Source organism: Paenibacillus sp. FSL R5-0744, assembly GCF_037972555.1.
Lineage (GTDB): Bacteria > Bacillota > Bacilli > Paenibacillales > Paenibacillaceae > Paenibacillus_AQ.
Window position 1 is genome coordinate 3,250,942 of record NZ_CP150228.1, and the last position, 12,776, is coordinate 3,263,717.

The window sequence follows — 12,776 nt, forward strand, 5'->3', positions numbered from 1 at the left end:
TTTAATTTATGGGAGGTTTTTTATGTATCTGTATGAATAAGAAGGTTCTAAGGTAAAGTTTAATTATAGTGATTTTCCACCTCCTGGAAATGATATAATCTGATGGATATCAAGTGTCGACCTTTTATAGGGAGTGTTCTTTGAAGAAGGGTATCGTCGAAAAACTCAAGGGTGATTCTCTATGATAAACTTTAGTTGGTACTTCATTTTTGAGAGGAGATAGAGGGATGGATAAAGATCTGATCATCGGGGATGTTTTGCAGGAGTTAGCTGGTACGCGTCGTATGCTGGAGAAGCTGACGCAGGAGCATATGACATGGAAACCACACGAAAAGTCAATGAGTCTCGGTGGGCTATCCACACATCTCGTCAATCTGCTAAACTGGCAATCAGCCATTCTTCTTCACTCGGAGTTTGATTTGGCATCTGTGCCATATCGTCGAGAAGCGCTGGAGAGCCCCGCCGCGGTTCTGCAAGAGTTCGATATGAGCGCTCGCAAGATTGAAGAATTAATTTCTCAAAGCAATGTGGAGACGCTTGGTGCGGAGTGGACACTGCGTAATGGCACAGCGGTTATCCGCCGTCAGACACGGGCAGTCGCGCTTCGTACCATCGGATTAAATCATATGATTCACCACCGGGCACAGCTTGGGGTATATTTCCGACTTCTAAATATACCAGTACCGGGCCTTTACGGACCCTCTGCAGATGAATTAGCGAACGCCTAATTAATGAATTTCTTAATGAGTTAAGGATCGGAAAGTTGAAAAAAACAAATCGGCATGATAACATGGATACAAATTAATGATCGGAGTTGAAAAGTATAGTGTAGTAATTATTCTTGCGACACATGATGAATAAAACAACAAAAACGGTTTATTTCGTTTGTTTTATTTTTTGTATGCAAGAAAGTTACTACTTCTTTTCACTCGAACAATATATCCTTATCTAACTCCATTTGGGGCTAGATTTGCTGTATTTATTTGAGTCACAAGAAAGTAACTTTCTTGTGGCTTTTATTTTTTTCATACAGGAGGATACTTATATGTCATTAATAAATGTTACAAATCTAACCTTTGCCTATGAGGGCAGCTACGATAACATCTTTGAGAATGTAAACTTTCAAATCGATACTGATTGGAAATTAGGATTTACCGGAAGAAACGGTAGAGGAAAGACCACCTTTCTGAGTTTATTGCTTGGAAAATATGAATACAGCGGAAATATTTCTGCCCATGTCACTTTTGAATATTTTCCTTTTCAGGTGGATAACAAGGCGCTTAATACCATTGATGTGATCAGCGAAATTTTTCCGGATTATATTCATTGGAAATTAATGCGTGAACTTTCATTATTAAAGGTTTCTGAAGATGTGTTATATCGGCCCTTTGACTCATTGTCTAACGGAGAGCAGACGAAAGTGCTGTTAGCCACTCTTTTCATTAAGGAAAATAGCTTCCTGTTGATCGATGAACCTACCAATCATTTAGACATGACGGCAAGAAAGCTGGTCAGTGATTATCTCAATACGAAAAGTGGATATATTCTGGTCTCTCATGACAGATCTTTTCTTGATAATTGTGTAGACCATATTTTGTCTATAAATAAGACGAATATAGAAATTCAAAAAGGCAATTTTTCAAGCTGGTGGGAGAATAAAGTCAGACAAGATAACTTTGAGCTGGCAGAGGACGAGAAACTCAGAAGAGATATTAAACGCTTATCTGCTTCTTCTAAACGGACAGGCAACTGGTCACATGAAGTGGAAAAAACAAAAAACGGAACGAGAAATTCCGGCTCAAAGGTCGATAAAGGCTACATTGGACACAAGGCCGCTAAAATGATGAAACGCTCTAAAGCCATTGAACAAAGACAAAATTCTGCGATCAACGAAAAGTCTAAGCTTCTTAAAAATATCGAAAATTCTGAGAATCTAGAGATTACACAGCTTGACTATCATAAACGTCAACTTGCTGAGCTAGACAATATTTCGATTTTTTACGGTGAAAAAAAGGTATGTTCTGACGTAAGCTTCACTATCGAGCAGGGTGAGCGTATTGCTCTGGCGGGTAAAAACGGCTCAGGTAAATCAAGTATCATCAAATTGATGTGTGGTGAGGATATAGATTTCACAGGCACTCTCACAAAGGATAATCAGCTTATCATTTCCTACGTATCCCAAGACACCTCTAATCTTCAGGGGAATCTAACGGATTATGCCAGAGACAACGGAATCGATGAAAGTCTGTTTAAATCTATTCTACGAAAGCTTGATTTTTCTAGAATCCAATTTGATAAAGACATATCCACTTATAGTGGTGGTCAAAAGAAAAAAGTGCTGATTGCCAAAAGCCTTAGTGAGAAAGCTCATTTGTACATTTGGGATGAACCGCTTAATTTTATTGATGTCATTTCACGTATGCAAATTGAAGAGCTGTTGCTTGAATACACGCCAACTCTTGTTTTTGTGGAGCATGATCGGGAATTTTGCAACAATGTTGCTACGAAAATCGTTGAACTTTAATTAAAATGAAGAAATGGGGGAAGTCGACAGAGTTTATCTGTCGGCTTTTTTGTATTATTTTACAAACGCTGCACATTTAAAAAAGCAATTTAATATCCCCCTATAAAAGTTATGGATTACCTCCGTGCAATCCTAACTCGTGTCGAGTACTATGAAATTAAAGACTATAATCTCCAAAAGAAACAGTTGTACATCCAAGTGAATCAGGAGGGAGATCAGATGCTTAGTGTACTTATAGTGGATGATGAATATGAGATTCGTGAAGGATTGCGGAATCGCTTTCATTGGGAGGATTACAATATTACAGAGGTTCTTGTTGCGGATGATGGTGATGTGGCCTTACGTACGGCACTTGAGATCAGGCCCGCTCTGATTATTACAGATATCAAGATGAACCGCATGTCTGGTCTGGAATTCCTTAGCGCCTTATCTGCCGAAGAGGACTATAAGCCTGAGAAGATTATTGTAAGTGGTTATGATGATTTTGAACTGGTCAAGCAGGCCATGAAAATAGGGGTATGCGATTATATTTTGAAACCAATTAATTTGGATGAACTAGGTAAAATGGTGGATAAATCGATAGAGAACATCAATAAAATGAAGATGGATCATCGTAACCGGCAGATGCTTAAGAATCAGGCGGTCTTCGCCATCTCCAAAATGCGCGAGGAATTATTAAAGGAAATGATTGAACAGGTTTATGATCCTAATCTTGAAATGCGTAGATACCACCGTCTTCAAACATTGGAGCTTGAATGGATGCTGAAGGAGCCTACGATGTTGATTGTCGTTGAGGCTGATAATTTAAAAGCGATAGAGAATAAGAATCCGCATGAAAAGGAACTGATTCTATTCGGGATCAGTAATGTGTTACATCAGACGCTTGAAGAGGAATACGCCCATCCTTCTGCTCTCTATAAGGACCGTTATAACCGCTGGATTATCGTGCTTGGAAGTCTTTCTCATGAGCAGACGGATATCGCACAGGGCATGGCACAGCTTTTCATTCAAAGAATCAATGATTTTGTCAAAATCACTGCTAGTGCAGGAATGCTGACTAAACCGGGCAAAACAAGAAACTTGCACCATATGTATATTGAGGCTGTGAGCGTAATGGAGCAAAAGGCGGTTTATGGGGGCAACAGATTATTCACTGAGCAAGGGCTATTTTACGACGGGGAGAGTGATAACTTGTCACTTCAGAACCCGGATGAAATGCTTGATTTAGTTCGATATGGTTCGGATGAAGATATAACAAGAGCGATGGATACCTTTATCGAGATGATACAGTCGTGGCAGCTTACACAACTTAGGGATATCCAGCAGAAAATTTTTGAATGGCTGTTCGAAGTGTTCCGGCGAGGAGCGGAGGGAACCGTTCTTAAGAATTGGAAAAATAATCCGATCGCAGTTTGGGAGCTGTTGGAGCAATACGATACCCTGCAGGCGCTTCGTGAACAAACAGAGGTCTTTCTGCATGAGATTGCTGCAGACTTTCGTAAGCTTTCGCATACACCTAGCCAAATTGTTAGCGAAGCTGAGAAGATCTTACACCGTGATTATGCTGAAAGCCTAACGCTGCAAATTGTAGCTTCTGCGGTTCACGTAACTCCTGTTTGGCTTAGTAAGTTATTTAAGAAAGAACTGCATATGACCTTTCTTGAATACTTAACAGATATTCGCATTAAAAAGGCAAAAGAAATGCTATACGATGTGCAGTTTAAAATTTATCAAATCTCCTATCAGGTCGGCTACAAAGACCCGGTGCATTTCTCAAAGCTTTTCAAGAAACAGGTAGGCTGCACCCCTAAGGATTTCAGAAGACAGCTTGGAATTGCTGAAGAATAAAGAATCCAGGTTGCTCAGGTTCGGAAGAACCTGGCACCCTGGATCTATGCAAGTATTTATAGTGGCGTGATTCCTATAGTTACAATCCCAGCCTTACATACAGGAATCGGCTGTGTCTGAACCTCGGAGGTCATTTCTTCCATGATATTACTGTGGTATAGCAGGGAGTTTTCGCTGGTATTAATACTCAGATTAGAAGGTGTGTAAGCAAGATTGTACCAGCGTGCCATTAAATCTCCATTATCTTCATTGATTTTTAAATTGGAAAAAGCCATTTCTTTACCATCCCATGCCAGAAAACTGTGCACAGGAGGAAGAGTTCCTTCATGAATACCGGTCTGAGAAGTGGTGAAGGGAACAGCATAACGATAGGCTTCACGGTAGGCCGCGAAGCGGTTGTCACCTCCGCCATGCGGGATAAGGCTCCACTCTGCTACATTAACGCCAAGGCACTGAGCATCAGGGGTATGGAAGACGCCCCAGTCGCCAAGTTCTCCTATGGAACGAAGGAGTGTTAGGGCGATTGTACCTTCATCATCCTGCAACACCTCGTACTCATTAAGACCTTTACCGGCTGCGGTCAAGCCGCGTCCATCGGCATGTACATCCACGAACGCCTGCATATGCTGACAATTGCTTGGGTTCTCCCATTCCGGTGCAGGTATGGTTTCTCGCTCAGCGACTTCAAAGACGGAATCTGCGTAATGAAGCGCCGTCTTAATGCCAGTTGGCAGCAGAACACGTAGACGGTGATCCTTGGCGGTGTTGTCGATTCGAGTCTGCACTTGCAATGCAAGACTTTCACGCTCTAGACTGATACGAGTCACAATATTTAGAGGGACAAGCTGCTGAGACCGGACCGACTTCCGCTGCCGGAACTCAACCATGGTTTCTACTTCCTGCTGTAACTGTTCATCGGCTGATGCCGGAATTTCTAGGGTGTGTCTGATTTCAAAAGCAGCTCTGTAAGGGGTATTCTCCGTTAAGCGAATCTCAGCAGGGATGCCGCGTGTAGTAATGGCTAAATCACCTTCTGGTTGTTTGAAGATGTATTCATTACCTATGTCGCCGACATCCTCGTACACACCAAGACCGCTGTACAGCTCATCGCTGCTTTTGTCGAACATAGAAAAGCTGCCGTCTTGTGCCACAATGACTCGAAGAAATTCATTCTCCATAGTGAAGCCATCGGTAATCAGTGTGTCACTTGAAGATTTCGATATCGCTGTGTCCATTGCGGGAATCCAAGCAAAAGTTGCCAGTCCTAGGGCAGGAAGCGATTTTGCCTCAAAGGTTAGCCGTAATGCATGCGCCATATAAGGCTGTCTAAATCTATCGTTTGGCAGCTCGTAACCGAAGCGTACCCCCAGATCTTCAACAGTGCAGTCTACTCGATCACCTTGGGAATTGACCAGGTAGCCCTCGCCATGCGTTCTGTCAGAGACTTGCTTGAACACGGCACTTGGGTCTTCACTTTGATTGAAGAAACGGTGAGACCACTCAATTTCCAAGGTCACTACGCTGCTGCTAGAATAGCCGCTAGTATTATAAACGACGAACGCAGTGGCGTCATCTCCAAATGATGCGAAGATAGAGGTGTCGACCTTAGCACTAATGAATCTGGCACTGTCAGTGATGAGGGCTGATCCGACCTCCATGCTTTTTGCAAACCGAGTCTTCATCTCATGGTAGACTTCATCTACACTGCAGCCGCAAATACTGTCATGCGGATGGTTCTGCATGAGCGTCTTCCAGGCATATTGCATTAGACCGTGCGGATAAGCTTTGCCTAATCCATGTGCAATAGCGGCTAGCGGTTCAGCTATTTTTTCTAGAAGAGTCTGGTTCTGTTGATTGAGCTGCTTGATGTATACCCTCGCTGAAGCAGTATTTACTAGTGAGTACCAGCCGTCTGTATGTTGCCCGCGCAGCTCCCCTGTAGTAAGGGTTAGGTCATCGGGAAGCTCATTTTTAACGGCTTTTACATAATCAACATAGTTAGAATGAATGAAATCACAGTCTGGATATAATTCACGCGCAACACGTAAAGCTTCAGAAAGATCGGTTTGGATGGGCTGGTGATCACATCCATTCATAAGCAGTAAATGTCGGGTGGAAGCATATTGTCTGGTACGTGCAAGGCGATGGTCCCAGTAGCTTTTAGCAGTATCAGGATCAACAGGAATTTCCATGCCATTGTTGTACCAATTCGCAAAGAGGATACCGAGCACTTTGGAGCCGTCAGGAGATTGCCATATCAGCTCAGAGTAAGGAGATTCCTGATCAGAGGCATCTACCACGCGATTGTTGAAACCAGTAGCTTTCACACCCCTGCCGAAGATGGCTGTATCGATTCCAGCTTGCTGAAGAATCTGTGCAGCTTGGCCCATATTGCCAAAAGAATCCGGGAAATAGCCGATCTTAGAGATGGGACCGAATGTCCTTGCATCACGATGTCCGATTTGCAGATTGCGAACATTAGCTTCACCGCTTGTCAGAAATTCGTCTTGAAGAATATACCACGGCCCAAGAGAGAGCTTGCCAGCATCGCATAATCTCTGGATGATTTCACGCTTCTCAGGATAAACCTGCAAATAATCTTCCACTACTATGGTTTGTCCATCTAGATAAAAGCTCTTAAAATCCGGGTCGGATTCAAACGTCTCAATCAAAGAATTTATAGTTTCGATAAGCTTAACGTGATGGGCTTCATAGGGCATATACCATTCTCTATCCCAGTGAGTATGAGAGATGACATGTACAACGGTTTTACTAGCTCCAGTCAATACGATTCCTCTTTTCCATAAGATGATGAATGCTACAGCCTAATTATATAAAATGCATTTTTTGCCACAATGAGTGGATCGCAAATTATTGCGGGGATTATTGTCGACATGTAAGGATTGGGGGGATTGTTATGAATCGTTTCACTCTGCGTCTGGGCGCATCGTTAAGGAACCGTATTATATTGGTATTTTTTATGATTATTATTGTGCCTTTTCTCATCTTTGCTTACTTTGCGCATATTAAGTCTATTGAAGGCATCACGAATACGAACACTAAGATCTCACTGAGCTACCTTCAGCAAGCAGCTAAAAATTTTGAGATTTATCTTAATACACTTAATGATCAGGTCAACACTCTTATCGGCAATAAACGTGTACAAGATTTACTGATTGATCCGCCCGCCAATTCTGCTGAAGAAGAGGATTTTACTGTAAATCTACTTACTGTGCTCTATCAGGCCACTCCACAAATCGATGCTTTCCGAGTGCGAGTATATCCAATAAATCCTTCGCTGTATCCTTCTTATATGAATACTTTGGGAGAAGCGGCGAATATAACTTCAGAGGAATGGTTTACGCGGTCACAAGGGACTGTAGGTCCAATGTGGGAGTTATTTATGCCACAGCAAGGAAAATATGGACGCCCTCTGCTAGGATATATTAAGCGTTTTTCAGGACTCTATGACCGTAAGCCCCGAGGTATGGTCGTTACAGAAGTTTCAGAGGATCATTTGAAGCGTTACTTCTCACCCACTGAGCAATTGAAGAATCAGAAGCTGCTACTCATGAATCGTGACGGTACTATTTATTATGACTCATCATCCAATGAATGGGCCGGTACACGATTTCCTTCGAATTCGTTCATTACCCATCTTCAAAAAAATCCGGCAGGCTCACAAACGATCAAGATTGATGGACACAAGTATCTTACTACTTATGTCAGCTTAGACAGTGAGCCTTGGGCGATTGTCAGTCTGACGTTATTGAAGGAACTGACTGGAACAAGTGATGAAATGACACGTCTGCTAATCATCTTTCTGTTTATTTATCTCGTCTGCTGCTTTGCCGTTGTTTTTTACATTACGGTGTATTTCACCCACCCTATCGCACGTCTGGTAAGGCTTATGCGGAGAATGGAAGAGGGCAATTTCCAGACAGAAGCGTTGACTTCGCCAAGAACAGATGAAGTAGGCTGGTTGTATCGAGGCGTCGGAAGTCTTGTCCAGCGGATTGATGTCTTGATCCAGGAAGCTTGGCGTTCCGAGCGGAAGAAGAAGGCTCTGGAGTTTCAGGTGCTTAGCCACCAGATCAACCCACATTTTCTCTATAATACGCTTGAATCTATTCGGTGGAAGGCAGAAAACCATGGCCGCAGCGACATTAGTGAAATGGTATCTGCACTGGGAAATCTACTTCGGCTCAGTCTGAATCAAGGGAAGGAGATCACAACGCTGCGGCGTGAGATTGAGCAAGTTAAAGCTTACGTGCTGATTGAACAGGCCCGAATGGGCAAAACAATCCGGATTTTATATTCCATAGATGAAGATTTGCTGGATTTTCCATTCCTTCGCCTGCTGTTACAACCTCTAGTAGAAAATGCAATCCAACATAGTGTACGGAGTGACTTCGAGAAGGGGAAGATCATTGTGTCCGCTAGACGTGAAAAGGAAGATATGATCATCGAGATTGCAGATAATGGAAAAGGCATTCCACAAAGTATCATTGACGAGCTGGATTATGAAGATCCTGAGGAGGAAATGTATACAACTACTCGGAGAGGTGTGGGCTTGTGCAATGTGAACGACCGTCTGAAGCTGTATTTTGGGTCTGACTATAAGCTACAGATTCAGATAGGAGCACAAGGAGGGACCCGTATTTTATTGCGGCACCCTATGAAGGTAGACGAAGAATTGTCCAAAACAGATGAGGCCCGTTAATGGTCTTACTCAATCAAATCGTTAAAAGTCTTATAAAGTAGCGATTCTCGCATCTAAGAGAATCGCTACTTTTATTTTTACACAGGAAATTGGATATCTCGTGGATCAGGATAAAAATGAATCAACAAAGTGCAAGATTGACTCATAGTAAGTGCACATTCACTCTTTTACAATTAATTTATCCAAACAGCGAAAGGGAAATCGATATGAAACTAAACGGAGTGTTCAAGGAACTGTACAAAAATCGCACCTTGCTGCTCATGTTCTTACCCGTCGGGGTACTGTTCTTGCTCTTTAACTATCTACCGCTGGCTGGTCTTGTAATCGCCTTCAAGAATTTTGATTTCTCCAAAGGGATTTTTGGAAGTGATTGGATGGACCCACTGTTCAGCAACTTTGACTATGTATTCTCTTCTCCGGTGGCATTCCGGGCCATCCGCAACACGATCCTATTAAATGCTCTCTTTATAGCAATAGGGCTCGTTTTTGAAGTTGGGTTTGCTCTCCTATTGAATGAAATGCGCAATAAGTATTTCAAACGAATTACGCAATCCTTGACCTTTTTACCGTTCTTTATCTCATGGATTGTTGTAGGTGTATTCGCTTATAATCTGATGAACTATGAGAACGGAGCGATAAATCGCTTCCTGGAGTACCTAAATCTTCAACCGATTGACTTCTATAGTAGGGCCGAGCTGTGGCCGGCAATCTTAACCATTGCTGCCCGCTGGAAAATCACTGGCTATGGCACAATTATCTATTTGGCCGCGTTAACCTCTATTGACAGTTCTTATTATGAAGCTGCTTCCATTGATGGAGCATCTAGATGGCAGCAGATCAGGTACATCAGTATTCCTATGCTGCGGCCAACGATTATCATCCTGACGCTACTAGCAGTAGGTAGAATTATGAATGCTGATTTTGGGATGTTCTACGCCATGGTAGGTGACGCTTCTCTACTCTTTCCGACCACAGATGTTATTGACACCTTTGTCTATCGGAGCCTGCGTAAATCTGGTGATATTGGAATGGCTTCCGCTGCGGGCTTTCTACAGTCCTTTGTTGCCTTCTTCTTAGTCCTTGGGAGTAATTATGCGGCACGCAAAATCGACAAAGACTCAGCGATATTCTAAAGCCAAGCTCATCTAACTTTAAGGAGGTCATCCCACACGATGTCAGCAAGAAAATTCTCATTCAGCCAGTTTCTAATCGCTCTGGTTATCGGCCTATTCAGTCTGGCCTGCCTGTTCCCGTTCCTCATGGTGATCTCAGGCTCGCTTAGTACGGAAAAAGATATTATGCAGTACGGCTATTCTATTTGGCCGAAGACGATAACGTTTGATTCCTATCGTATTTTGCTTCTTGGCTCTAATCGAATCTTTGAAGCGTACGGAGTCAGCACATTCGTCACTGTTGTCGGAACTATTTTGTCGCTCTTCTTAACGAGCATGGGCGCTTATGTAATGGCAAGACGTTCTTTTAAATATAGGAATATTCTTTCTATCTTTGTCATCATCACCATGCTCTTCAGTGGGGGATTGGTTCCCTGGTATATCGTTATCGTTAGATACCTGCATTTGAAAGATACGATATGGGCGCTTATTCTTCCATCGCTGGGGAATGCCTTCAATATGTTTCTTATTCGAAACTTTATGCTCTCTATTCCAGAGGATCTGCATGAATCGGCCAAAATGGACGGTGCAGGTGAATTCAGAATCTATTCTAGGCTGATCATGCCACTGGCTCTACCAGTTCTAGCGACTGTTGGCTTGTTCGTAGCTCTCGGGTATTGGAACGACTGGTTCCTCGGGTTAATGTTCGTCGATAAGCAAGAGCTTCAACCACTGCAACTCCTTCTGCGAACATTGATCTCTAATGTCGATTTCTTGAAGAACTCTGGAAATGCGGCAGCGATGCAGCGGATTTCAGCTCAGATTCCTTCCGAGTCTATCAAAATGGCGCTAACAGTTATAACCATTGGACCTATTATTTTCTTGTATCCATTCCTGCAACGTTATTTCGTTAAAGGTCTTATGGTTGGAGCTGTTAAAGGTTAACTATGTCGACTTAAGTCGTATAGTATAAATTAAATGTAAAAGGGGAGATTAGGATGCGCAAACGCATGGGTAGATTTCAGATCGTCCTGATAGCAATGCTATTGCTAGGACTGATTATGTCCGCATGTAGCTCGAGTGGCGGAAATACTTCGTCCAATGAAACGAATCAAAACAAGGGCAACACCGGTTCTAGTACAGAGCCTGCGAAAGGTGAAGATGAAGTTACACTCAAATTCTATTTTGGTGGGGACAAAAAGGCGGCCACGGACGAGGTTTGGTCCAAAATTAGTGATTACGTGAAATCCAAAGGCCTAAACGTTAAGTTCTCCGTAAATTTCATACCATTTGGCGACTTCAAGGAAAAAATGCTTGTGATGGCCGCATCCGGGGATAACTGGGATATGAACTTTGATGGAGATTGGCTCTCCTATAAACAAATGGCTGCAAAAGGTTCCTACATGGCCTTAAATGATCTGCTCCCGAAATATGCGCCTAATCTTGAGAAGAAATATGTAGAACAAGGAACGTTAGGAGCTGCAACGGTTAACGGACAAATCGTAGGACTTCCATGGACAATGAAAATGAATGAACGTAAATTTGCAGGATGGCGTTCAGATCTGGCTGAAAAAGCAGGCATTAACATCGCTCCGGATTCTATTCAAACGATTGAAGATGTCGACAATCTGCTTCGTGAGCTGAAAAAAGCTTATCCGAACGAGAAGCTTTCCCGTACTACACCATTATCTTTGTATTATATCCGCGATGAATGGGTAGATCTCAACTTCCATGGGTTAGGCTTCTATCTGAGTGATCCGAAAATTACTATTCAATCTGTTGAACAACAGCCTTTCTTCCTCGAAGCTTCTCTTCTGGCAAAGAAATGGTATGACGACAAACTGATCAACAGAGATGCCATGATTGATAAAGAAGGAGCAGAAGATCAGTGGAGAAACGGTAAATTGCTCTTTACTGTAACATCACATGAATGGGCTTATGCTGATCCAGGCTTCTCAGATGCTTCCTATAAACAAGGGATGTCGCTCATGTATCCAGACAAAAAGTATGTCAACCGTACAGCACTTGCTAATGTTGTAGCCATCAATGTAAACTCCAAGAATCCAGATCGGGTACTTCGTTTCCTTGATATGGTGGAGACTGACCAAACGCTATATGATTTGTTGCAATACGGTATCGAAGGCAAAACCTATGTCCTGAATGGTGAAGCTGCGGATTATCCGGAAGGCATGCAGTCTTCTACGAGTAATTACATGGAGTGGGGTGGACAATGGGCGTTCTGGAAACCTCAATACATGCGTCCAACAACAACTTATGCTAAAGATTTCTGGGTGAAAGAAGCCGATTTTGCTAATCAGCCGTACAATGTGAATTCCCCGATTGACGGTCTGTTTATTGCTGAAGATGCTATGAAGAATGAATTAGCTAAACGCGATCAAGCCACCGATGAGATCAGCAGACCGATTGAATACGGTATGGTGAAGGATGTTAACAAAGCTGTAGCCGATTATGTGGAGACTCAAAAGAAAAACGGACTTGATAAAATTATTACTGAAACTCAGAAACAAATAGACGCTTATCTTGCTGCCAAAAAATAAGCTACGGAGTT

General features: G+C 42.7%; 8 protein-coding genes. 7 read left to right on the forward strand and 1 reads right to left on the reverse strand.

The features are described from left to right. The first annotated feature begins 227 nt into the window (after positions 1 to 227). From MKY19_RS14380 to MKY19_RS14390, 3 genes are all read left to right on the forward strand, one after another. Positions 228 to 728, forward strand: a complete 501-nt coding sequence (locus tag MKY19_RS14380; RefSeq protein WP_042188113.1) for a DinB family protein — start codon at positions 228 to 230, stop codon at positions 726 to 728. A gap of 317 nt (positions 729 to 1,045) precedes the next feature. Beyond that, positions 1,046 to 2,524: an Lsa family ABC-F type ribosomal protection protein gene (locus MKY19_RS14385; RefSeq protein WP_339803824.1), complete on the forward strand. Its 1,479-nt coding sequence runs from the start codon at positions 1,046 to 1,048 to the stop codon at positions 2,522 to 2,524. A 111-nt stretch (positions 2,525 to 2,635) separates the two neighbouring features. Next, positions 2,636 to 4,372, forward strand: a complete 1,737-nt coding sequence (locus MKY19_RS14390) for a response regulator (RefSeq protein WP_339803827.1) — start codon at positions 2,636 to 2,638, stop codon at positions 4,370 to 4,372. 56 nt (positions 4,373 to 4,428) lie between these two features. Here MKY19_RS14390 and MKY19_RS14395 read toward each other — a convergent pair whose 3' ends face one another. Next, positions 4,429 to 7,158, reverse strand: coding sequence for an alpha-mannosidase (locus MKY19_RS14395; protein WP_339803830.1), 2,730 nt, complete (start codon positions 7,156 to 7,158; stop codon positions 4,429 to 4,431). A gap of 131 nt (positions 7,159 to 7,289) precedes the next feature. On the opposite strand from MKY19_RS14395, the gene MKY19_RS14400 reads away from it, so the two are divergent. The 4 genes from MKY19_RS14400 (at position 7,290) to MKY19_RS14415 (ending at position 12,765) form a co-directional block, all read left to right on the forward strand. After that, positions 7,290 to 9,095, forward strand: a complete 1,806-nt coding sequence (locus MKY19_RS14400; RefSeq protein ID WP_339803833.1) for a sensor histidine kinase — start codon at positions 7,290 to 7,292, stop codon at positions 9,093 to 9,095. A gap of 206 nt (positions 9,096 to 9,301) precedes the next feature. Next, positions 9,302 to 10,228, forward strand: a complete 927-nt coding sequence (locus MKY19_RS14405; protein ID WP_042188121.1) for an ABC transporter permease subunit — start codon at positions 9,302 to 9,304, stop codon at positions 10,226 to 10,228. Positions 10,229 to 10,267: 39 nt separating this feature from the next. Further along, positions 10,268 to 11,152 carry a carbohydrate ABC transporter permease gene (locus MKY19_RS14410; RefSeq protein ID WP_042188123.1) on the forward strand — a complete coding sequence of 295 codons (885 nt, stop codon included), beginning with the start codon at positions 10,268 to 10,270 and terminating at the stop codon, positions 11,150 to 11,152. Positions 11,153 to 11,205: 53 nt separating this feature from the next. Then, the gene (locus MKY19_RS14415; protein ID WP_339803837.1) at positions 11,206 to 12,765 is read left to right on the forward strand and encodes an extracellular solute-binding protein; all 1,560 of its coding nucleotides are present in this window, start codon (positions 11,206 to 11,208) and stop codon (positions 12,763 to 12,765) included. The last annotated feature ends 11 nt before the right edge of the window (positions 12,766 to 12,776 follow it).

Coding starts and splice junctions, on each gene's coding strand:
- MKY19_RS14380 (WP_042188113.1), top strand. CDS start 228: ATGGATAAAGATCTGATCATCGGGGATGTTTTGCAGGAGTTAGCTGGT.
- MKY19_RS14385 (WP_339803824.1), top strand. CDS start 1,046: ATGTCATTAATAAATGTTACAAATCTAACCTTTGCCTATGAGGGCAGC.
- MKY19_RS14390 (WP_339803827.1), top strand. CDS start 2,636: ATGGATTACCTCCGTGCAATCCTAACTCGTGTCGAGTACTATGAAATT.
- MKY19_RS14400 (WP_339803833.1), top strand. CDS start 7,290: ATGAATCGTTTCACTCTGCGTCTGGGCGCATCGTTAAGGAACCGTATT.
- MKY19_RS14405 (WP_042188121.1), top strand. CDS start 9,302: ATGAAACTAAACGGAGTGTTCAAGGAACTGTACAAAAATCGCACCTTG.
- MKY19_RS14410 (WP_042188123.1), top strand. CDS start 10,268: ATGTCAGCAAGAAAATTCTCATTCAGCCAGTTTCTAATCGCTCTGGTT.
- MKY19_RS14415 (WP_339803837.1), top strand. CDS start 11,206: ATGCGCAAACGCATGGGTAGATTTCAGATCGTCCTGATAGCAATGCTA.